This is a genomic window from Brevibacterium iodinum ATCC 49514 (assembly GCF_900169265.1).
Taxonomy (GTDB): domain Bacteria; phylum Actinomycetota; class Actinomycetes; order Actinomycetales; family Brevibacteriaceae; genus Brevibacterium; species Brevibacterium iodinum.
In genome coordinates this window covers 111,206-132,569 of record NZ_FXYX01000005.1, presented here as the reverse complement: position 1 = coordinate 132,569, position 21,364 = coordinate 111,206, and the positions used below count along the sequence as shown (strand labels likewise).

Genomic DNA, 21,364 nt, shown 5'->3' with positions numbered 1-21,364 from the left:
GCGAAGCGATGGATCTACTGGAAACGGCGATACGCGCACCCCACCAGGCGTGATTGGGTGCTGCTCGGCTGTCTTCTGGGCGTCGCCGCCGCCGCGGCGTGCTCCGTCATCGACTTCCGCCTCGGTGCTGTCGTCCTGGCGGTCGTCCCCGCCGGTCTCGCCGGATTCCGTGCGATGCCGCCGCCGTGGACGGAAGTCTGGGTGAACCGATCGAAGACCGTCGACATCACGACGTGTCTGCTGTTCGCCGGTCTGCTGGTCGGGCTGGCGTTCCTCGTGCCCCTGACCCGCTGACAGGTTGACCTCAGGAAAACACTAAATGTGCATTGCCTGAGAAATGAGAGCCACCGGTGTCGTCACGCCGGGAACAGTGGCAAGGTGAATGGCGTCAAGAGGTTCGATTCGAACCTTTTCCGATGAAAGGAGACAGCATGGGACTGGACGATCTGACAAACAAAGCCAAGGACGCCATGAATAGCGATAAGGGTGAAGAGATCAGCGACCAGGGCCTGGACAAGGCTGCTGACGCCGCCAACAACGCCACCGGTGGAAAATTCGAAGACCAGATCAATCAGGGTCGCGAAGGTGCCGACGGCAAGTTCGGCAACGAATGATCTTCAATCCATAGCCGCGTCCGGCATGGATGAGCGCCGAGGAGAACCTGAGTTCTCCTCGGCGCTTTCTTGTGCTCCGGGACGGGTGAGCGGCACAGAGCGGTGGGTCCACGGTCCAGCCGCGTACCCACCGCAGGTGAGGAATCAGCCGAGCTTTTCGATCGGGGCGTAGCGCAGCAGCAGCCGCTTCGATCCGGCCGAACCGAAATCGACGACGGCCACGGTCTTGTCGCCGGCGCCGTTGACCTCGGTGACGGTGCCGAGTCCGAATGACTCGTGTGAGACCTTCTCACCGACCTCGACGGAGATGACCTCACGGTTGGGACGGATCCGGTTGGGGAATCCGGCGACCGGCGTCGAGGAGCTCGCACTCGAGCGGGAGCGGGATCCGCTGCCGGACAACCGGGATGACCCGAAGCCGCGAGAGCCGCTCGAGTACCCGGAGGAATAGCCGCCGGAGCCGAAACCTCCGGAACCGAACCCACCCGAGAATCCGCCGGAGAAGCTGCCCGTGTTCTCCCAGCTGATGAGGTTCTCCGGGATCTCGGACAGGAATCGGCTCGGCGGATTGTACTGAGGCTGACCCCACATGCTGCGAGTCTCGGCGCGAGTGACGAGCAGCCGCTGCCGAGCACGAGTGAGCCCGACATAGGCCAGGCGCCGCTCTTCTGACAGCTCCTGCGGATTCTCGAAGGATCGAGAGTGCGGGAATCCGCCGTCTTCGAGTCCGGTGAGGAAGACCACGGGGAATTCCAGTCCCTTGGCGGTGTGCAGAGTCATCAGCGTGACCTGACCGAGTTCGGCATCGGGAATCTGATCGGTATCCGAAGCCAGAGCCACCTGTTCGAGGAACTGGTCGATGGCCGCGGGGCCGACTCCCGGAGCGGTGGAGGCGTCAGCGGAACCGGCATCATCGACGTCGGGATCGGCTGCCTCGGCGGCGGAATCGGTCTGCGCCTCGGTCGCAGCTGCGGCGGCGGTCGCCTCGGTGACGGTGTCGGTGTCGGTGCTGTTCGGCGTGTCCGGCTCAGCGACCGCGGCGGCCTCGCGGGTGGCGACGAAATCCTCCGCCACGGCGACGAGCTCGGCGAGGTTGTCGACGCGGGATTCGTCCTGCGGGTCGGTGCTCTTCTGCAGCGATTCGAGGTATCCGGACTGTTCGAGGATCGCTTCGATGACGCGGGAGAGCGGGGAGGACTCGGCGGTGGAGCGCAGGTCCTGCATGAGGTCGTAGAACTTCTGCACCGAGGTCAGTGCGCGCGAACTCAGGTGCGGGATCTCGTCGAGGCGGCCCAGCGCGGTGTAGAAGCTGATGTTCTCCCGGTCGGCGAAGTCGGCGATGATGCCCTCGGTGCGGTCGCCGATGGAGCGTTTGGGCACATTGAGGATGCGGCGCAGATTGACGTCGTCATCGGGGTTGGCGACCACGCGCAGGTAGGCGAGGGCGTCCTTGATCTCCTTGCGCTCGTAGAAGCGGGTGCCGCCGACGACCTTGTACGGGATTCCGGAGCGGACCAGCGCGTCTTCGATGGCTCGTGACTGCGCGTTGGTGCGGTAGAAGACCGCGAAATCACCGTAGGTGTACTTCTCCTCGTCGATGAGGTCATCGATGCGGTCGACGATGAACCGAGCTTCGCCCTGTTCGTTCTCGGCCACCCAGCCGACGATCTGCTCGCCGGAGCCCTCCGAGGTCCACAGCTTCTTCTCACGGCGGTCGTCGTTGTTCGCGATCACGGCATTGGCCGCGTCGAGGATGTTCTGCGTCGAACGGTAGTTCTGCTCCAGCAGAATGGTGTCCGCGTTCGGGAAGTCCTTCTCGAATTCGACGATATTGCGCACCGTGGCGCCGCGGAATGCATAGATGGACTGGTCGGCGTCGCCGACGACGGTGAGTTCGGCACCCGTCGGACCACCCGCGCCATCACCGGCCAGGGCCTTGATCAGGGCGTACTGGGCAGGGTTCGTGTCCTGGTACTCGTCGACGAGGATATGGCGGAACCGGCGACGGTAGGAATCGGCCACCTCGGGGAATGCGCCGAAGAGGTGGACGGTCTCTGCGATGAGGTCGTCGAAGTCGAAGGCATTGGCCAGCCGCAAACGGGAGGTGTAGCGCTTGAAGACGTCGGCGAGCACCTCATCGGCGGGGTTGTTGGGACGCGGGACGAAGTCATCGGAGGTCTGCAGCTCGTTCTTGAGGTTGGAGATCCGGTGCAGGACGGCGCGCGGGGCGTACTTCTTCGTGTCGAGCCCGAGCTCCTTGAGGATCTGGGCGACGAGTCGCTGAGCGTCCTGGGCGTCGTAGATCGTGAAGTTCGACTTCATGCCCAGCACCTTCGCCTCGCGACGGAGGATGCGCACGCACGAGGAGTGGAAGGTCGAGACCCACATGGCGCGGGAGGCGGGACCGACGATCGAGGACACGCGCTCGGCCATCTCCTTCGCGGCCTTGTTCGTGAACGTGATCGCCAGGACTTCGCCGGGGTGGGCGCGACCGGTGGCCAGGGCATAGGCGATGCGTCGGGTGAGCACCGTCGTCTTGCCCGATCCGGCCCCGGCGACGATGAGCAACGGGGATCCCGTGTGGATCACGGCCTCGCGTTGCCTGGGGTTGAGCCCGGTGAGGAGTTCGGCCGCTCGGGAGTCGGCGCCGGCGGCATGGTCGGTGTGTTCAGCTGCAGCAGTCATGTCGCCCCCAACGATACCGTCAGGCTCGGACACGACACGATCGGTCCCTCCGCCGGCCGCTCACCGGCCGTTCCACATCCCTCAGAACCACCTGACGGCGGCTCAGCAACCTCGCGCGAGGTTGCTGGGCCGCCGTCAGGTAGTAATTGGGGAAGGCTAGTGGATGAAGACGGCCACGATGACGTTGATGACCGCGAAGGCCACCACCAGATGGGCCATGGTCGCCGACGGGTTCGCCACCTTCACGCCTGCACCGCCCTCAGCCGGGGCAGAAGCGGCGAAGGCCTTCTGCTTCTTGTTGCCGATGAAGGCGAAGACAGTGACGAGGATCGCCACGACCAGCTTGATGCCGATCTTCATATGGTTGACATCGCCATCGCCCATTTCGGCCAGCCCCATGAGCAGCAGGCCGGTGACCAGCTGCAGATAAGCGCCGTGCAGCATTCCCGGCATCACTTTGGGGGAGCGGATGACGGTGAAATAGCCGCCGACGATGATGGCCATACCCAGCAGATGCAGGGTCAGAAGAATCTCGCGTAGAATTTCCATACAGTTAATCGTAGTGGCATGATGGTGTCTCGTGAGCGCGGGCCCCTCTACTGGTGCACGCTGTTCCGCCCTGGTGTAATGGCAGCACGCCGGCCTTTGGAGCCGTGCAGTATAGGTTCGAATCCTATGGGCGGAGCTGGCCCAACCCGACATGCGAAGGATTCAACTATGTCGCAGACTCATCCGACCGCCGTCATCGTTCTGGCAGCGGGCCAAGGCACTCGAATGAAGTCGGCTCTTCCCAAGGTGATGCATCCCATCGGCGGACGCTCCCTGCTCCATCACTCCGTCGCCGCGGCGGCCGGAACCTCTCCCGAGCACCTCATCGTCGTCGTCCGCCATGAGCGCGATCAGCTCGTCGCCCACCTCGACTCCCTTCCCGTGTCCTCCCAGAGAGCCCTGCTCATCGCCGATCAGGATGAGGTTCCGGGCACCGGCCGCGCCACCGAATGTGCGCTCACCCAGCTGCCCGAGGACCTCAGCGGAACCGTCGTCGTCACCTACGGCGATGTGCCGCTGCTGACGACGGAGACCATCAACGGCCTCGTCGAGATCCACGAATCCAACGCCAACGCCGTGACCGTCCTGTCCGCCGAGGTGGACGACCCGACCGGATACGGACGCATCGTCCGCGACGCGAACGGATCCCTGCTGCGCATCGTCGAGCAGAAGGACGCCGGCGAGACCGAACGGGCCATCCGTGAGATCAACTCCGGCATCTACGCCTTCGACGCCGCGGCGCTCAAGGAAGGTCTGGCATCGCTGACGACCGACAACGCCCAGGGTGAGAAGTACCTCACCGACGTCATCGGCTTCTCCCGCGAAGCCGGTCTGTCCGTCGCCGCCACCGCCACCGACGATCTGTGGCAGGTCGAAGGGGCGAACGACCGCGTCCAGCTGGCGAACCTGGGCAAGGAGCTCAACCGCCGCCAGTGCGAGAAGTTCATGCGTGCCGGTGTCTCCATCATCGACCCCGACACCACGTGGATCGACGTCGACGTGTCCATCGCCGCCGATGCGACGATCCTGCCCGGCACCCAGCTTCTGGGCGCCACCGACCTCGGCGCCGGTGCCGTCGTCGGCCCCGACACCACACTCAAGGACACCGAGGTGGGGGAGAACGCCAAGGTCGTGCGCACCCACGGTGAACTCGCCGTCGTCGGCCCGGGCGCCAACGTCGGACCGTTCGCCTACCTGCGTCCGGGCACCAAGCTCGGTGAGTCCGGAAAGATCGGCACCTTCGTGGAGACGAAGAACGCCGATATCGGCAAGGGTGCGAAGGTGCCCCACCTCTCCTACGTCGGCGATGCGGAGATCGGGGAGGGCTCGAACATCGGAGCCGCCTCGGTGTTCGTCAACTACGACGGCGTCAACAAGCACCGCACCGTCATCGGCAAGCATGCACGCATGGGCTCGGACAATATGTATGTCGCCCCTGTCACCGTGGGCGACGGCGCCTATTCGGGTGCAAGCACGACGGTGCGCAAGGATGTCCCTGCAGGAGCGCTGGCCATCTCGGTGGCCCCACAGCGCAACCTGGAGGGCTGGGTTCAGACAAACCGTCCGGGCACGCCTGCAGCGCAGGCGGCCGAAAACGCATCCGAAGGGGAACGGATCAGTGAATGAGATAACGACGGCGGGCGATAAGAAGCTCGTCCTGGTGAGCGGTCGGGCAAATCCCGAACTCGCCGAGCAAGTCGCGGAGAATCTGGGGACCGAACTCCTCCCCACCGACATCTACAACTTCGCGAACGGCGAGATCTACGTCCGCTACTCCGAGTCAGTTCGCGGCAGCGACGTCTTCGTCCTCCAGTCCCACTGCGCTCCCATCAACGAATGGCTGATGGAGCAGCTGATCATGGTCGACGCACTCAAGCGTGCATCGGCCAAGCGCATCACCGTCATCGCACCGTTCTTCCCGTACGCCAGGCAGGACAAGAAGCACCGCGGACGCGAGCCCATCTCCGCTCGCCTCGTCGCCGATCTGTACAAGACCGCCGGTGCTGACCGCATCATCACCGTGGACCTGCACACCGCGCAGATCCAGGGCTACTTCGACGGTCCCGTCGACCATCTCATCGCGATGCCGATCCTCGCCGGCTACGTCAAGGACAAGTACCCCGGCGACCTCGCCGTGGTCTCGCCCGACGCCGGCCGCATCAAGGTCGCGGAGAACTGGTCGAATTCGCTGGGCGGAGTGCCGCTGGCCTTCATCCACAAGACCCGCGACATCACCCGACCGAACGAGACCAAGGCCAACCGCGTCGTCGGTGAGGTCGAGGGCCGCACCTGCGTGCTCGTCGACGACATGATCGACACCGGCGGCACCATCGTCCAGGCCGCCGATGCCTGCATGGCCGCCGGCGCCAAGGGCGTCATCGTCGTGTCCACCCACGCCGTGTTCTCCGGCCCGGCCGTCGAACGCCTGTCGAACTCCGTGGCCGAAGAGGTGATCGTCACGAACACTCTGCCGCTTAGCGAGGACAAGATCTTCGACAAGCTCACCGTGCTCTCGATCGCCCCGCTGATCGCCCGTGCCGTGCACGAAGTCTTCGAAGACGGATCGGTCACGAGCCTTTTCGAGGTCTGATCCCGAAAGCTGAGACCCCGTGATCCGCGCAATCGCGCCGGATCTGATGCGAACCCCGAGTCGATGCGGCTCGGGGTTCGCATCGTCTGGACTGCCGTGAGGTCCTACACTGGAGGCAAGACTTCGGCGAAGGGATCAGGGACGATGTCCTCACACGATTACAACCGGTACTGCGTGGACGTCCCCGGAGGGCAGCTGTCCGTGGGAGTGTGGGAGCCGGTGGCCAGCGGCCCCGGACGCGTGCCCACCGTGTGCGTCATCCACGGCATCACCTCCAATCACCTGTTCTTCGCCGGCCTCGTCTCCGCCCTCCCCGGGGTCCGCATCATCGGCCCCGACCTGCGCGGACGCGCCGACTCCCGCACCCTGCCCGGTCCGTTCGGGATGGCCGCCCACGCACAGGATGTCACCGCCGTTCTCGACGCCTTCGCCCCGGAGGGCCCGGTCACTCTGGTCGGGCATTCCATGGGCGGGTTCGTCGCCATGACCCTGGCAGGCACGGCGGCTGAGCAGAACATCGATACCGGCGCCGAGGCGGCCAGGCGATTCCGCGGCCCCATCCTCATCGACGGGGGACTTCCCCTGCCCGTGGGGCAGTCCCATGGAGACGGTCCCGTCGATGACCTTCACGACGAGGACCTCGACACCGATGACCTCATCGCCGCCGTCCTCGGCCCGGCCGCCGAGCGGCTGTCGATGACCTTCGGCAGCGTCGAGGAGTACTTGGCGTTCTTCGCCGCTCACCCCGCCTTCGTCGACGGCCTCGACACCGTGGCGACCGAGAGCTTCGTCTACGATCTGGCGGCCAAGGACGATCACTCGTTCCAGCCCTCGACCTCGGTCGAGGCGATGCAGGCCGATTCGGCGGACATGTACACCGGCTCCGACTATCGTGAGGCCCTGGAGACGTTGGTGGGCAGCGACGACTCCCAGTCCGAGGTGGTCTTCCTCTTCGCCGAACGCGACCTCGTCGCCGCCGAACCGGGTCTGTACCCGCCGGAGCTGACCGAGGACTTCGCTCGGCAGTGGCCGCAGATGGACATCGTCGATGTGCCGGGGACGAACCACTACGACATCCTCCTCACCGAGACCGGAATCGACGCATGTGCCGCGGCCGTGACCTCTCGGATTGGTGCCGAAACGGACGGTGCCGTAGAATAGTCGGGTTGCCTCGGCGAGGGAGACTGATGTCTCCGTGATCGACGCGGTCCTGTCCCACGAACGTGAGCCCACTGGGTTCGAGGTTCGCGTGGGTACTCAGGCTGTTTCGCCGTGGTGCTCGAAGGTAAGTTCACCACGAAGGAGAGAAAATGGCTGACTTCAAACTTCTGGCCGAAGCTCGCAACGAGTTCGGCAAGGGCGCAGCGCGCCGCATCCGCCGCGCGGGACGCATCCCCGCTGTCATCTACGGTCACGGCGGAGAACCCGTGCACGTGTCGCTCGAAGGCCACGCCACCATGTTGGCTCTCAAGCACGCCAACGCACTGCTCGAGATCGAAAGCACCGACGGATCGAAGAACGTCCTCGCCATTGCGCGTGACGTCCAGATCGAGCCCGTCCGTCGTGATATCGAGCACCTCGACCTCATCATCGTCAAGCGCGGCGAGAAGATCGAGGTCGATGTGCCGATCAACGTCGTCGGAGAAGCCGCCCCCGGCACCATGGTCTCGCAGGAAGAGTCGACCATCGCCGTCAAGGCTGATGCGACCAAGCTGCCCGAGCTCATCGAGGTCTCCATCGAAGGCCGTCCCGCCGGCGAGCACGTCCTGGCCGGTCAGGTCGAACTGCCTGCAGGCGTCGAGCTCATCGCCGACGAAGAGCAGCTCATCGTCAACGTCTCCGAAGAGATCGCGATGGACACCGAGTCCGACGCCGAGGAAGACACCGAAGAGTCGACCGAGGAAGAGTCTGCTGAGGAGTCCGGTGCAGAAGAGGCTTCCGAAGAGGAGTGATCTTCTCTCCTCACTGCACTGAGGTGCAGTGAGGAGCACTGACTGACTACGCTGTTCGGTGGGTCGCCTGTTGTGGGCGGCCCACCGAATTCGTTTCACAGCGGAGAACCCCGGCACGTGTCTCGCCCACCGGCGAGCAGAAGCATCACCGCCCGGTTCGCGGGCATGGACAGGACGGACAACGACGGCAATGTCGAACGAAGCATGGTTGGTCTTCGGGCTGGGCAACCCCGGACCCAAGTACGAAACGACCCGGCACAACATCGGACAGATGGTCATCGCCGAACTCGCCTCCCGCATCGGAACCACGCTGACGCGGACGAAGCTGCGCGCGAACGTCGGAACCGGGCGGCTGTCGACCGGCAGCGTTCCGGGACTGCCCGGCCCGCGCGTGGTCCTGGCCACCTCGACGGGATATATGAACGAATCCGGCGGACCGGTACGCGCACTGGCCGACTTCTATGGAATCGACACCGACCGGATCATCGCCGTCCACGACGATGTGGATCTCGACTTCGACGTCATCAAGGCCAAACTCGGCGGGGGAGAGGGCGGGCACAACGGCCTGCGCTCGATGACCTCAGTGCTGGGCACGAAGGACTATCTGCGGGTCCGAGCGGGAGTCGGACGCCCGCCGGGACGACAGGACACCGCCGACTACGTGCTGCGCCCATTCATGAAGGACGAACGCACGACCCTGCCGATGTTCGTCTCCGACCTCGCCGACGGCGTCGAAGAACTCATCGTCAACGGACTCACCGACATGCAGCAGAAGTTCCACTCGCGCTGATCGGGTCTCGGACGCTGACAGGCGTCAGGCGCTGAAAAGCGTCAGGCCGTCTTCTGCTTCTCCGGGCGACGGTGCAGCCACCATGCGGCGAAGATGCCGCCGGCGAATCCGAACAGGTGACCTTGCCAGGAGATGTCGTTGGTCTGCGGGAGCATGCCGAAGATCATCGATGCACCGTAGGTGACGAAGATGAACAGGCCGATGGCGAAGTAGATGATCTTGCGCAGAAGGTCATCGGTGAACCAGGTGCGCAGGGCGAGGTAGCCGAAGAATCCGAAGACGATGCCGGAGGCACCGACGATGTGCTGGCCGGGCAGAGTCGTCAGCCACGCGCCGAGCCCGGAGCTCAGCGCAGTGATGCCCGTGACGGTCCAGAAGCGCCGCTTGCCTTCGAACGCGATGACGACGCCGAGGACGAGGAACGGGAAGGTATTGGCCAGGAGATGACCGAATCCCGAGTGCAGCAGAGGCGAGGTCACCAGGCCGTAGAGCGAGAGCGGATTCCACGACTGCAGACTGAAGAAGTCGAGGTCGGCGGGGAGGATCGCATCGACGATCTCGACGACCCACATGACCGCGAGCAGAATCAGCACCGGAGCGAACCGGGAGAGCAGATGCGGCCGGTCGACGGTGGTGTTCAGGTGTGCGACAGGCGGATTCGCGGAACGGCCGGAGCGGGGAGATCCGGAGTCGGCGGAGTCAGGGCCGAAGAGGAGGCGGGATTCCTCGGCGGAGAAACGGGGGGAGTGGTCGGTCATGTTCCAATTGTGGGTGATGAAGATTGGAGAACCCCGAACATCCGGGCCCTGCGAGCAATCGTGATCGTTCCGTTAGGCCCGTTATCGCCTCGAAATCTTCTCGGCCGGACGCGACCTGTCCCGACCTATCTGTTCTGCGGGGCGGCTGTGGTCGATCCGAGCGACTCGCCGTCCGCGTCGAGAGCTTCCACGACGATCGTCGAACCGTTCGGGGTGATGTCCGCCGCCGTCTCGAAGCCGGTGCGCTCGACCTCGGAGTTCTCGACCAGATGTTCCTCGTCGTCTCCGCTGAGCACCCTCCACGAAGCCACCTCGGTGGCGCCGTTCCAACTCATATGCACGCGGGTGATGTCCGCCTGCGGCTGAGACTTCGTCGCGGTCGGCGGAGCGGTCGGCTGGGCATGCCAGTCGAAACGGTAGGCCCGGTAGTTCGATCCGCCGGTGAAGGTGAGGTCGGCCAGCAGCTTTCCGTCCTTGGAGAATTCCGAGACATAGGGCTCCGAACCCCAGCCGAGGACGACATTGCCGTTGGGCAGCTCCTGGAAGTTCCCCTGACTGCCCGACGAACGGTCGTCGGGGGCGGGATACTCCGTGACCACTTCGGCGCGCTTCTTCTTCTCATCGACGTCGAGGCGCAGACCACGGGTGTCACCGAGGCGGGGTGCGGCGTGGTTGTCGAACAGGGTCAGCGTTCCATCGGATCGGCGTTGGGCATCGTGCTGCCAAGCGAACTGTGCGCCGTCGCCCATCTCGAAGTCCGAGGCCTTGCCGCCCAGGACCCAGTTGAGGTCGGCGCTCTTCCGGTCGAGCTGGTAGACCGCATGGGTGTTGCGTGCCGAGACGAGGAGGGCCTTGCCGTCGTCGTCCTCGGCCACGGAGTTGAGGTGGATGTAGTCGAAGGGCTCGTCCTTCGTGCCCTCACCGTCCTTGAGCTCCGTCTCGGTCTGGTCGACGGGGACTGCATCGAGGGAGCGCCATTCGAACAGCGGATCGCCGGTGTCGATATCGACCTCCTGGACGATTCCCTCCCAGGCCCAGCCGTCCTCGTCCCCGCCGACGGAAGTCAGATCCGTCTGCGTCTTCACATAGGAGATGAGGAACATGGTGTCATCGCCGGTGATGGTCGTCTCGTGGAGGTCGGAGGTGTCCTTGGGCAGCTCTCCGCCCATGCCGACACGGGCGATCTCCTGATACGAATCATCGAGGACGACGACCTCACCGGCGGTGTGCGGCGTTTCGGCCAGACCCTCCCACCACGTGAGCACCGGCTGTCCCTGGTACTCCTGGACGCGCAGGTCCCACATCTGCTCGCCATCATCGCGGATCCACACCGGGTCACCGGCGGCGTCGAGGATGAGGCCGCCGACCCAGGACTTGTCGTCGGCTGCCGTCTGTCCCTTCGGTGCGAGGAACGTCTGCAGGTCTCCGTTGTCGTCGGGGAAGGACCCGGAGTCGATATCGACCTTCGGCGGGGCGAGTTCGGGGCGGGAATGGAAGTCCCACCGTTCGGCGACGGCGATGTCGTCATCGGCATCGGCCGTGCACCCTGTGAGCAGGAGCGCCGCTGCGGCCAATCCTGCAAGGACTGTTCTCTTCATGGCCATATGCTCATCCTCACATGTTTTCCTATCCTGCGCCCCTCGGCCGATGCGAACAGGGCACGAATGGGTCGTGTCAGCTGTGTGGCCTAGACTGTTCGGGTGCTCAACGGACTTGATCTCACTCGCCGGAATCCCACCATCACCGAACTCGTCGCGGCCTTCAACGACGCGAACACCGTCGGCGGCACGATCGATGCGATCAAGGGACTGTGGCCGTCGATCCTGCGCCGAACCGTCACCACCGATGGGGCCGCCTCGGCGCCGCAGCTCATCGTCACCGCCACGACGCGTGAGGCCGAGGACCTCGCTCAGGCACTGGCCGATTGGGTGCCATCGGAGTCGATCGCGATCTTCCCCAGCTGGGAGACCCTGCCGCACGAGAAGCTGTCGCCGCGATCGGACACCGTCGGCCAGCGCCTCGAGGTCCTGCGCCGCCTCGCCCACCCCACTCCCGGCCGGGAGCTGACCTTCATCATCGCGCCCGTGCGCGCCTTCCTCCAGCCCCTGGCCAAGGGGCTCGGCGACATCGAACCGGTCGAGCTCGCCGTCGGCGACGAATACGAGATCGATGACCTCGCCGAGCGCCTCACCGAACTCGCATACTCCCGAGTCGACATGGTCTCCAGACGCGGCGAATTCGCTGTGCGCGGCGGAATCGTCGATATCTTCCCGGCCACCTCGGAGCGAGCGCTGCGCGTGGAGTTCTTCGGAGATGAGGTCGACGAGATCCGCGAATTCTCCGTCAGCGACCAACGCTCCATCCCCGCCGACGACGGTGACGAACCCCTGCGACTGTCGGCACCGCCGTGCCGGGAGCTGCTCCTGACCGATTCGGTGCGGAAGCGGGCCGCAGAACTCGCCGAGGATGTGCCCAGCGCCGCCGATATGCTCGACAAGATCGCCGGCGGAGTCGCCGTCGAAGGGATGGAATCGCTCTCCGCCGTCCTCGCCGACGGAATGGAGCCGATGATCGCTCTGCTGCCGGCCGGATCGAAGATCATCATCACCGAACCCGAACGCGTCGACGCCCGCGCCGCGGACCTTGTGGAGACGACGAACGAATTCCTCGAGGCCGCCTGGACCGGAGCGGCCGGCGGGGGAGAGACCCCGATCGATCTCTCGGCCGCCAGCTTCCGCACCGTGGCCGAGATGGCCGAAGGCGCTCGCCTCATCGGCCTGGCCTGGTGGGAGATCGGCGGATTCGCCACCGACGAGGAGCTCGCCGGTCCCGAGGAGAACATCTTCTCAGTCCCTGCCCGCATTCCGAAGGGCTATGCCGGAGACGTCGAGGCGATCCTCGCCGACGTCAAGGGACTCATCCACGACAAGTGGCGCATCCTCGTGCTCACCGAAGGCCAGGGCCCGGGCCGACGCATGGTCGAGGTGTTCTCCGAAGCCGGAGTTCCAGCCTCGTTCGTCGACGACCCGACCGATCTGCCCGAAGCCCTGGTGACCGTGACGACGGCCGCGTCCTTCGGCGGCTTCGTCTTCGACGATCTCAAACTCGCCGTGCTCACCGAGGCGGATGTGCTCGGTCGGGCGGCGGCCACCTCGACGCGGGATATGCGCAAGCTGCCCACCCGCCGTCGACGCAACCAGGTCGACCCGCTCAACCTGGCCCCCGGCGACTACGTCGTCCACGACCAGCACGGCGTCGGACGATTCGTCGAAATGACGCAGCGGACCACAGGGCGAGGTGCGAACAAGCACACTCGCGAATACCTCATCATCGAATACGCGCCTGCCAAACGCGGACAGCCCGGTGACCGCCTCTACGTTCCCAGCGATGCTCTCGACCAGGTCACCCGCTATGTCGGCGGGGAGAGCCCGAACCTCAACAAGATGGGCGGCGCCGACTGGCAGACGACGAAGGCGAAGGCCCGCAAGGCCGTCAAGGAGATCGCCGGGGAACTCATCCGACTGTATTCGGCCCGCCAGGCCACCGTCGGCCACGCCTACGGCCCGGACACCCCCTGGCAGCGCGAACTCGAAGACGCCTTCCACTATGTAGAGACGGCCGATCAGCTGACCACCATCGACGAGGTCAAGTCGGACATGGAGAAGACCGTGCCGATGGACCGTCTGATCTGCGGCGATGTGGGCTACGGGAAGACGGAGATCGCGGTCCGTGCCGCATTCAAGGCGATCCAGGACGGCAAACAGGTCGCCGTGCTGGTGCCGACCACTCTGCTCGTCCAACAGCACTATGAGACCTTCGCCGAACGCTACTCGGGATTCCCCGTCACCATCGGCGCCCTCTCCCGGTTCCAGACCAAGCAGGAATCGGAGAAGGTCAAGGAGGATCTGGCCGCCGGCAAGCTCGACCTCGTCATCGGCACCCACCGACTGCTCAGCGGCGAGGTGCGGTTCAAAGAACTCGGACTCGTCATCATCGACGAGGAACAGCGCTTCGGCGTCGAACACAAGGAGACGCTCAAGGCGCTGCGGACGAATGTCGACGTCCTCGCCATGTCGGCGACCCCGATCCCGCGCACCCTGGAGATGGCGGTGACCGGCATCCGTGAGATGTCGACCCTGGCCACACCTCCGGAAGAGCGGCACCCGGTGCTGACCTATGTCGGCAAACGCGAAGACAAGCAGATCAAGGCCGCGATCCGACGCGAGCTCATGCGCGAAGGCCAGGTCTTCTACATCCACAACAGGGTCCGCGATATCGAAGCCGTCGCCGGACACATCGCCGAAATGGTGCCCGAGGCGCGAATCGCCATCGCCCACGGCAAGATGAACGAGACCCGACTCGAACAGGTCATCGTCGACTTCTGGGAGAAGAAGTACGACGTGCTCGTGTGCACGACGATCGTCGAAACAGGAATCGACATCGCCAATGCGAACACGCTGATCATCGACAACGCCGACAAATACGGGCTCTCCCAGCTGCATCAGCTGCGCGGACGCGTGGGACGTGGACGCGAACGCGCCTACGCCTACTTCCTCTACCCGCCGGACACTCAGCTGACCGAGACCGCACACGACCGTCTGACGACCCTGGCCGCGCACACCGAACTGGGTGCCGGAATGCAGGTGGCGATGAAAGACCTCGAGATCCGCGGGGCCGGCAATCTGCTCGGCGGTCAGCAGTCCGGCCATATCGAAGGCGTCGGCTTCGACCTCTACGTCCGACTCGTCGGTGAAGCCGTGGCGAAGTTTCGCGGCGAGGAGACCGAACCCGAGGCTGACATGCGCATCGAACTGCCCGTCGATGCCCACCTGCCGGCTGACTACGTCGACCACGAACGACTGCGCCTCGAGGCTTACCGAAAGCTGGCCGCGGCGACCGACGAAGCACAGCTGCAGGAAGTCCTCGACGAACTCACCGACCGCTACGGCCCTTATCCGGAACCCGTCGGTGTTCTCGCCGATGTCGCCAGGCTGCGCATCCGCGCCCGCGCCTCCGGGGTCAACGACATCGTCATGCAGGGCAACTTCATCCGCTTCGGACCCGTCGAACTCTCCGACTCCCAGGTGGTCAGGCTCAAGCGTCTGTATCCGAAGTCTCTGCTCAAACCGGCACTGCGCTCGGTCCTCGTCCCGAAACCGATGGCGGGCGCCGGATTCGACTCCAAGGAGATGACCGATTCGGACATCCTGCGGTGGGCACATCAGTTCCTCGACGACATCCTGCCTGTTGTCGCGTCCGGAGCCACCGAGGTCAAGGACGCCGATGTCGCGAAGAACGGGTGAGAACTCTCCGAATGTTCTTCGCCGACCGGCCCACGAGCCGAGACTGTGGCGTAGAGTGCGAAGCGCGGGGGCATCCGCAGCAAGTGCATTTCACTCAGCCGTCTGCGAAGGAGAATCACCATGGGTGTTGACGACAAGTTCGAGAATAAGGCCGAGGACCTCGGCGGTCGGGCCAAGGAGACCATCGGCGATGTGACCGGTGACGACGAGCTCAAGGTCGAAGGCGCCACCGACCAGCTCAAGGCCAAGGCCAAGGATGTCGGCGAGTCGGTCAAAGACCTCGGCGCATCGGTCAAGGACAAATTCTCGAAGTGACAGACGAATCGGCCCTCACCGCTGCTGTGGTGGGGGCCTTTCGTGCCGACAGGAGGATATTTCGTGGGTGAACGTGACGAGCAGAGCCCGGTCCACCAGAGTGCGGTCGGACCGGGAGCGGGCCAGGCCGAACCGGAACTGCAACCGGTGATCGAAGCCATGGCGACTCTGCGGCGACGCTGCCCCTGGTCGAGCCGACAGGATCATCAGAGCCTCGAGAAATACGCAAGGGAAGAGACCGACGAACTCATCGTCGCCCTCGAGGATTTCAACGCGGAACCCACCGCTGAGAATCGGGCCGCCGTCGTCGAAGAACTCGGCGACGTGTTCTACCAAGTGCTCTTCCACTCCGCCCTGCTCGATGAAAGCAGCGGGGAAGCCTACGGCCACAGCCTCGGCACCATCATCGATGGTCTCGAGGCCAAACTCATCCGTCGTCACCCCCTGGCCTTCACCGACGATCCCACGGACGAGATGGCATCGTTGGAAGACGTCGAACGCGAATACCGCCGGATCAAAGCCGAAGAGAAGGCCGCAGCGGCGGGAGAGGACAGAACTCGATGAGTCTGGAGAGGCTCGAGATCGAAGGCACGTTCAACTTCCGTGACCTCGGCGGACCCGCCACCGAGGCGGGGGAGAACAGAGTGCGAACCGGGAAGGTGTTCCGCGCCGACGGTCTGGCACAGCTGAGCGATCGGGCGCGCGCCGATATCGGCGAACTCGGCATCGGCACGGTCATCGATCTGCGCGATATCGGCGAGAGGGCGAAGCTGCCCGATGCGCTCGACGGCCTCGACATCCGACATATCGAGCTGCCCGTCTTCGACGACCACTTCTTCCCCAGCCGACCATTGAGCAGGGAAGAGATGAAAGCCGCCGCCGAGGCGACAGGAATGGATCTCAGCGACCGGAGCCTCGGCCGCATCTACGACCTCATGATCGTCCACTTCGGTCACCGGCTGGCCGCCGCAGTCGACCTGATCGCCGAACACTGCAGCGAGGGCGTGGTGTTCCACTGCTCTGCCGGGAAGGACCGCACCGGTGTGATCGGAGCGTTCCTGCTCGACCTCCTCGGCGTGGGCCGACAGGAGATCGTCGACGAATATGCGATCACCTCCACACACCTGTCCGGGGGCTTCCTCGAGGCGATCACCAGGAACTTCTCCGACGCCGGGATCTCCGGCAACCTCGCCGCGACCGCCACCGCTGCTCCTCCCGACCTCATGCACGAGGTCCTCGATCGGATCGAGTCCGAGCACGGGACCGCCTCGGCGAAGGATGGGGGACAGCCAGGGGGAGTGGAAGCCTACCTGCTCGCGCACGGGATGGACCCGGCGACGCCCGAGCGACTGCGGCAATGCCTGCTCGAGTCCGAGTCCAACAGTGGCTCGGACCGAGGGTGAGCCTGGACGCGCGGTGCATTAAGCTGTCCTGCAGGCACATGTTCCCCATGTGAAACCAAACGCTAAGGAGTACTCAGTGGCCGAGATCGTTGCCGCAAACGCCCGTGAAATCCTGGATTCCCGGGGAAATCCCACCGTCGAGGTGGAAGTGCTGTTGGCCGATGAGTCCGTCGGTCGCGCCGGCGTTCCCTCCGGTGCCTCCACCGGAGAATTCGAAGCCGTGGAGCTGCGCGACGGAGATCCCGAGCGCTACTTGGGCAAGGGCGTCACCCAGGCTGTCGACGCTGTCGTCGACGAAATCCACGAAGTCATCGTCGGGCTCGAAAGCGACGATCAGCGTCTCGTCGACCAGGCGCTCATCGAACTCGACGGCACCGACAACAAGTCCCGCATCGGCGCGAACGCGATGCTCGGCACCTCGCTGGCCGTGGCCCGCGCGGCAGCGGTCTCGGCCGATCTGCCCCTCTACCGCTACCTCGGCGGACCGAATGCGCACGTCATGCCTGTGCCGATGATGAACATCCTCAACGGCGGATCCCATGCCGACTCGAACGTCGACATCCAGGAATTCATGATCGCCCCGATCGGCGCCGCCAGCTTCCACGAAGCGCTCCAGTGGAGCGTCGAGGTCTACCACGCGCTCAAGGGCGTGCTCAAGGAACGCGGACTCTCGACCGGACTCGGCGATGAGGGCGGATTCGCTCCGAACCTCGACTCGAACGCCGCGGCGCTCGACCTCATCATCGAGGCCATCGACATCGCCGGGCACCGTCCCGGACGCGATATCGCAGTCGCCCTCGACGTGGCGTCCTCAGAGTTCTACACCGACGGAGCCTACGAGTTCGAAGGCAGCAAGAAGACCGCCGAGGAGATGGCCACCTACTACGAAGAGCTGCTGGCGAAGTACCCGCTCGTGTCGATCGAGGACCCCCTCGATGAGAACGACTGGGACGGCTGGGCGACTCTGACCGAGGCGATCGGCTCGAAGGTGCAGCTCGTCGGCGACGACCTGTTCGTGACCAACCCCGAGCGTCTGCAGCGCGGTATCGACAACGCCACGGCGAACTCGCTGCTGGTCAAGGTCAACCAGATCGGCACCCTGACCGAGACCCTCGACGCTGTGTCGCTGGCGCAGACGAACGGCTACACCACGATGATCTCGCACCGTTCCGGCGAAACCGAGGACACGACCATCGCCGACCTGGCCGTGGCGACCAACGCCGGTCAGATCAAGGCCGGCGCCCCGGCACGATCGGAGCGCGTGGCGAAGTACAACCAGCTGCTGCGCATCGAAGAGCAGCTCGGAGATGCCGCACGCTACGCGGGCCGCAGCGCCTTCCCGCGCTTCGAAGCCTGAGGCCATCCGGGCTCTGAACTCCCCGAGGCGGGGCCGGACGACCGCAACGACCCCCCGGCCCCGCCTCGGTGTTTCCCGCTTCGGCCCTCCCTCATCCGGGGATTCTCGCTTCGAGTCTTCCCGCCTTCGGGTCTTCGTCCTTTCGGGGCTGCACTTCTCACTGCGCAGTCTCCTCATCGCGACGATTCTCCGCTGCAGGGCCCGGCTCTCCGAGCCACCGTCCGTCACCGGTGGTCTCATATCCGCCCATTGGCGGCTGAGTCTCGCGTTTCTCGCAATTTGCACCGGTGCACCACTCTGACGAGTCGCTGCGGGTGAGGGGCGGCCGAGCACCTGTAGGAGTTGCCGGCAACGGTGCGGGATGAAACTCTGCCAATCGCACCATGGGAGACGGTGCGCTCGACGAAATAGGGGTGAATGACAGCCGCGGTGCGGGATCCCTCGCCCTATGCAGCGATGTGCCGCCAGGTGCGGCGGTGCGTTGCGGTCCGCGATGCACCTGCGGCACAGATGCCCGCGACGGGAATCAGGCGGTGGCGTTCTGCGTACGGCGGATGGCGCAGAGGATGTCATAGAATTTCGCCTCCTCGAACAGCTCCTTCCAACTGATCCGAATCACCTGCCAACCTTGGTCGCGAAGCCACTGCTCGCGGCGGCGCTCCTGTTCGAGCTCGTGGCGGGGGACACCTGAACCGAGATAGAGTTTGCCGATGCCGTCGATCTCGATGATGAGACGAGCCCGGCGGTGACAGAAGTCGACGCGGATATCGCGCCTCAATGATTCGGCGTGAAATGTGACTTGGGGTTCGAGCCCCGTGATCCCGTGTTCGTAGAATCGCACCGCAGCGACCGCCTCGGCAGGGGATTCGCGACGATAATCAGACAGATCGATGGCCAATCGCACTTTCGCGGAGTTGCGCTTCTCCAGGCATCGGTCGAGCGTCGTGAGGATCTCTCTGGTTGTCAGCTCGCGGTGCAGCGCATCATCGAACATCGGCACGGAGACATCGAGGTTGTAGCTGCGGGCGACGTCGATGAGTGTGCGTTCGAGCGTGGTCACCTCGGCGCCTGCGATTGTGGCGCGATGTGCTTTCGGAATCTGACTGCCGCGGACCTGAATGCTTTTGAACCGGCGGTTGACACCGGGCCTGACAACCTCGATCTGATGAGTGACAGGGTAGGCGACAGGCAGGCCGTGAATGAGCGCATCGGAGATGTGGGAGTAGATCTCCTCCGGTGGATCGGACTTGGACTCATCAGTTCTCTGATCGGCACGGTGGCTGAAATGGGCGGCAAGAGAAGCGTTGAGAATATTGACTTCGTCGCGGATGTCACCGTGGTCGACGAATACTTGGTGGATCTGCTGGTCGATACTCGCCCACAGCGGGCGATGGAAGTCCAGTTCGCAGACGCGTCGGACCAGGTATGTGCCCCGGGACAGCCGACGCAGGCAACATCTGCGGGCGCGCACGATGTCGCCATGGTTGAATCCGAGCCGAAGGATGTCATCGGTGCTCAATAGTTTATACATGCATATAAAATGCAATAAACCACTTCAGATGACAACAAATGGTTGCACTTCTGTGGATAACTCTGTGGATGGGGCGTTGATCGGGCGGAGCTCTCGCGAGATGACTGGTCGCAGTCCAGGTGATCGCCGGTGGCAATCTGCGGGCATCCGTCACCCGGAGGCGCATTACGCACCGCAGGAGCGAGGTGGTTTGCCGCCGAGGGTGAGGGGTACCGTCGTGATTGCAGGGGCTCGGACTGCAGGGAGGGGGAAGCGGCGGAGGCGAGAGATGCCTGCAGGCGGCGAGACCGAGATGGCTCCTGGGGCGGGCACTGGCTGAGGTGGGAGTTGCTCGCAGGGGAATAGCGGGCCGGACGTGAGACGTGATGGAAGATACGTGAGAATCGAACACGCCACGAGCCCGAAATCCTCGCGCGGGGAATGCGGACACGGCACACTTGGAGATGTTGCGACACTCTTCCCTGATCCCCAGTCGCAGAGGAAAGAAGCATGGTCCCGAGCAAGCCCAGACGAAGTGCCCCGAAATCGGCTCCTGGCAAAGCCACCCCTCGTCGACGCCCGAAACCGGTCATCGAAGCCGATGCCGGCATGGACGCCGACGCGCGTGGCCGCCGCATGTCGGTGCGCACGGGCATCTTCCTCCTCGTCGTCGCAGCCGTCCTCCTCGCATTCCTCTCGCCCCTGAACTCCGCGCTCAAGCAAGCCCAGCAGATTGCGGCATTGAATAACGAGATCGAGACGACGAAAGCCGAGGTCAAGAGCCTCGAAGAGAAGAACGAGAACCTCAGGGACCCCGCCTACATCAAGCGCAAGGCCCGCGAAGACCAGTACTACGTGGAAAAGGGCAAGAACGCGGTCATCGTCACGAATCAGGAGGCCGTAGACGAGGAATCCGAGCCCGAACGGCCGGTTCGCAAGCAGGCCTGGTACCTTGAGTTGCTGGAGTCCATTCAGGAGACCGGCAACACCGTGGAGAAGAGCTGATGATCACAGAGTGCACCGAGGCGGATTTCGCTGTCCTCCAAGACCAACTCGGACGCATTCCCCGAGGCGTCGTCGGCATCGCCGCCCGCAGCTCATCCGGTGAACCACTCGTCGTCGCCACCGCTCCGCGCCTCGAGGACGGCACACCGTTCCCGACGACCTTCTACCTCACCCACCCCGCCTATGTGGCCGAATGCTCACGCCTGGAAGCATCGGGAATCATGGCCGAATGGACCGCGGAGATCGGGGACGACGAAGAGCTCGCCACCGCCTACGCTGGCGCACACCGGGCCTATCTCGACGTCCGTTCGGAGATCGGCGCCACAGCCGGCCTGGCGGAGGTCGAAGAGATCAAGGACTATTCCGCCGGCGGAATGCCGAACCGGATCAAATGCCTCCACGCCCTCGTCGGCCATTCCCTGTCCGCCGGGCCCGGGGTCAATCCGATCGGTGATCGTGCTCTGTCGTTCATGACCGATGTGCCACCGGTGGCCGAGGCCGCTGCCGCTACCGAACCGACCGATTAGGACTGC

The 21,364-nt window shown here is 64.5% G+C and carries 19 protein-coding genes and 1 tRNA gene; 15 read left to right on the top strand and 5 right to left on the bottom strand.

Annotated elements, in window-relative coordinates; translation table 11 throughout:
• Positions 1–57 precede the first annotated feature (57 nt).
• Entirely contained in the window at positions 58–294 is a 237-nt protein-coding gene (locus tag BI49514_RS06125; protein ID WP_244195048.1) for a DUF3017 domain-containing protein, read from the top strand.
• Between the two features lie 137 nt (positions 295–431).
• On the top strand, positions 432–614 hold the full coding sequence (locus BI49514_RS06120) for an Rv0909 family putative TA system antitoxin (protein ID WP_101545180.1): 183 nt from the start codon (positions 432–434) through the stop codon (positions 612–614).
• A 144-nt stretch (positions 615–758) separates the two neighbouring features.
• Here BI49514_RS06120 and BI49514_RS06115 read toward each other — a convergent pair whose 3' ends face one another.
• Positions 759–3,299 carry a UvrD-helicase domain-containing protein gene (locus tag BI49514_RS06115; protein ID WP_101545178.1) on the bottom strand — a complete coding sequence of 847 codons (2,541 nt, stop codon included), beginning with the start codon at positions 3,297–3,299 and terminating at the stop codon, positions 759–761.
• Between the two features lie 156 nt (positions 3,300–3,455).
• Complete coding sequence (locus BI49514_RS06110) at positions 3,456–3,848, bottom strand: hypothetical protein (RefSeq protein WP_101545176.1); 393 nt, start codon at positions 3,846–3,848, stop codon at positions 3,456–3,458.
• 64 nt (positions 3,849–3,912) lie between these two features.
• On the opposite strand from BI49514_RS06110, the gene BI49514_RS06105 reads away from it, so the two are divergent.
• The 6 genes from BI49514_RS06105 to pth all read left to right on the top strand — a co-directional run bounded on the left by BI49514_RS06105 (position 3,913) and on the right by pth (position 9,180).
• Positions 3,913–3,984 (top strand) — tRNA-Gln (locus tag BI49514_RS06105).
• Positions 3,985–4,016: 32 nt separating this feature from the next.
• Positions 4,017–5,474, top strand: coding sequence for a bifunctional UDP-N-acetylglucosamine diphosphorylase/glucosamine-1-phosphate N-acetyltransferase GlmU (gene glmU, locus BI49514_RS06100; protein ID WP_101545175.1), 1,458 nt, complete (start codon positions 4,017–4,019; stop codon positions 5,472–5,474).
• Positions 5,467–6,438, top strand: coding sequence for a ribose-phosphate diphosphokinase (locus BI49514_RS06095; protein WP_025777652.1), 972 nt, complete (start codon positions 5,467–5,469; stop codon positions 6,436–6,438). Before glmU ends, BI49514_RS06095 begins: the two co-directional genes overlap by 8 nt.
• A gap of 144 nt (positions 6,439–6,582) precedes the next feature.
• The gene (locus BI49514_RS06090; protein ID WP_101545241.1) at positions 6,583–7,599 is read left to right on the top strand and encodes an alpha/beta hydrolase; all 1,017 of its coding nucleotides are present in this window, start codon (positions 6,583–6,585) and stop codon (positions 7,597–7,599) included.
• Positions 7,600–7,748: 149 nt separating this feature from the next.
• Complete coding sequence (locus BI49514_RS06085) at positions 7,749–8,390, top strand: 50S ribosomal protein L25/general stress protein Ctc (protein WP_101545173.1); 642 nt, start codon at positions 7,749–7,751, stop codon at positions 8,388–8,390.
• Between the two features lie 190 nt (positions 8,391–8,580).
• The gene (gene pth, locus BI49514_RS06080; protein ID WP_101545171.1) at positions 8,581–9,180 is read left to right on the top strand and encodes an aminoacyl-tRNA hydrolase; all 600 of its coding nucleotides are present in this window, start codon (positions 8,581–8,583) and stop codon (positions 9,178–9,180) included.
• Between the two features lie 41 nt (positions 9,181–9,221).
• On the opposite strand, the gene BI49514_RS06075 is transcribed toward pth, so the two are convergent.
• Both BI49514_RS06075 and BI49514_RS06070 read right to left on the bottom strand, forming a co-directional pair.
• Positions 9,222–9,938: a rhomboid family intramembrane serine protease gene (locus BI49514_RS06075; protein ID WP_101545169.1), complete on the bottom strand. Its 717-nt coding sequence runs from the start codon at positions 9,936–9,938 to the stop codon at positions 9,222–9,224.
• A 125-nt stretch (positions 9,939–10,063) separates the two neighbouring features.
• Entirely contained in the window at positions 10,064–11,536 is a 1,473-nt protein-coding gene (locus BI49514_RS06070) for an arylsulfotransferase family protein (protein WP_167443930.1), read from the bottom strand.
• A 102-nt stretch (positions 11,537–11,638) separates the two neighbouring features.
• On the opposite strand from BI49514_RS06070, the gene mfd reads away from it, so the two are divergent.
• The 5 genes from mfd (at position 11,639) to eno (ending at position 18,316) form a co-directional block, all read left to right on the top strand.
• Positions 11,639–15,241 (top strand): transcription-repair coupling factor, encoded by a 3,603-nt coding sequence (mfd, locus tag BI49514_RS06065; protein WP_101545165.1) that lies wholly within the window; start codon positions 11,639–11,641, stop codon positions 15,239–15,241.
• A gap of 120 nt (positions 15,242–15,361) precedes the next feature.
• Positions 15,362–15,556 carry a CsbD family protein gene (locus BI49514_RS06060; protein ID WP_101545163.1) on the top strand — a complete coding sequence of 65 codons (195 nt, stop codon included), beginning with the start codon at positions 15,362–15,364 and terminating at the stop codon, positions 15,554–15,556.
• Positions 15,557–15,619: 63 nt separating this feature from the next.
• Positions 15,620–16,120 (top strand): MazG nucleotide pyrophosphohydrolase domain-containing protein, encoded by a 501-nt coding sequence (locus tag BI49514_RS06055; protein WP_244195049.1) that lies wholly within the window; start codon positions 15,620–15,622, stop codon positions 16,118–16,120.
• Entirely contained in the window at positions 16,117–16,959 is an 843-nt protein-coding gene (locus tag BI49514_RS06050) for a tyrosine-protein phosphatase (RefSeq protein ID WP_101545161.1), read from the top strand. Before BI49514_RS06055 ends, BI49514_RS06050 begins: the two co-directional genes overlap by 4 nt.
• A 76-nt stretch (positions 16,960–17,035) precedes the next feature.
• Positions 17,036–18,316, top strand: coding sequence for a phosphopyruvate hydratase (gene eno, locus BI49514_RS06045; protein WP_101545160.1), 1,281 nt, complete (start codon positions 17,036–17,038; stop codon positions 18,314–18,316).
• Between the two features lie 526 nt (positions 18,317–18,842).
• On the opposite strand, the gene BI49514_RS06040 is transcribed toward eno, so the two are convergent.
• A complete protein-coding gene (locus tag BI49514_RS06040; protein ID WP_101545158.1) occupies positions 18,843–19,847 on the bottom strand; it encodes a DUF559 domain-containing protein in 1,005 nt (334 codons plus the stop codon).
• Positions 19,848–20,336: 489 nt separating this feature from the next.
• Between BI49514_RS06040 and BI49514_RS06035 the strand changes: the two genes are divergently transcribed.
• Positions 20,337–20,831, top strand: coding sequence for a septum formation initiator family protein (locus BI49514_RS06035; RefSeq protein ID WP_101545157.1), 495 nt, complete (start codon positions 20,337–20,339; stop codon positions 20,829–20,831).
• Positions 20,831–21,358 carry a DUF501 domain-containing protein gene (locus tag BI49514_RS06030; protein WP_101545155.1) on the top strand — a complete coding sequence of 176 codons (528 nt, stop codon included), beginning with the start codon at positions 20,831–20,833 and terminating at the stop codon, positions 21,356–21,358. The genes BI49514_RS06035 and BI49514_RS06030 overlap by 1 nt, the downstream gene beginning before the upstream one ends.
• Positions 21,359–21,364 lie beyond the last annotated feature (6 nt).

Bases quoted from the DNA above. Each gene is read 5' to 3' on its own strand.
- BI49514_RS06050 (WP_101545161.1), top strand. From the start codon at position 16,117: ATGAGTCTGGAGAGGCTCGAGATCGAAGGCACGTTCAACTTCCGTGAC.
- glmU (WP_101545175.1), top strand. From the start codon at position 4,017: ATGTCGCAGACTCATCCGACCGCCGTCATCGTTCTGGCAGCGGGCCAA.
- pth (WP_101545171.1), top strand. From the start codon at position 8,581: ATGTCGAACGAAGCATGGTTGGTCTTCGGGCTGGGCAACCCCGGACCC.
- BI49514_RS06085 (WP_101545173.1), top strand. From the start codon at position 7,749: ATGGCTGACTTCAAACTTCTGGCCGAAGCTCGCAACGAGTTCGGCAAG.
- BI49514_RS06115 (WP_101545178.1), bottom strand. From the start codon at position 3,299: ATGACTGCTGCAGCTGAACACACCGACCATGCCGCCGGCGCCGACTCC.
- BI49514_RS06040 (WP_101545158.1), bottom strand. From the start codon at position 19,847: ATGTATAAACTATTGAGCACCGATGACATCCTTCGGCTCGGATTCAAC.
- BI49514_RS06030 (WP_101545155.1), top strand. From the start codon at position 20,831: ATGATCACAGAGTGCACCGAGGCGGATTTCGCTGTCCTCCAAGACCAA.
- BI49514_RS06090 (WP_101545241.1), top strand. From the start codon at position 6,583: ATGTCCTCACACGATTACAACCGGTACTGCGTGGACGTCCCCGGAGGG.
- BI49514_RS06120 (WP_101545180.1), top strand. From the start codon at position 432: ATGGGACTGGACGATCTGACAAACAAAGCCAAGGACGCCATGAATAGC.
- BI49514_RS06070 (WP_167443930.1), bottom strand. From the start codon at position 11,536: ATGAAGAGAACAGTCCTTGCAGGATTGGCCGCAGCGGCGCTCCTGCTC.
- BI49514_RS06060 (WP_101545163.1), top strand. From the start codon at position 15,362: ATGGGTGTTGACGACAAGTTCGAGAATAAGGCCGAGGACCTCGGCGGT.
- BI49514_RS06075 (WP_101545169.1), bottom strand. From the start codon at position 9,938: ATGACCGACCACTCCCCCCGTTTCTCCGCCGAGGAATCCCGCCTCCTC.
- BI49514_RS06035 (WP_101545157.1), top strand. From the start codon at position 20,337: ATGGTCCCGAGCAAGCCCAGACGAAGTGCCCCGAAATCGGCTCCTGGC.
- BI49514_RS06110 (WP_101545176.1), bottom strand. From the start codon at position 3,848: ATGGAAATTCTACGCGAGATTCTTCTGACCCTGCATCTGCTGGGTATG.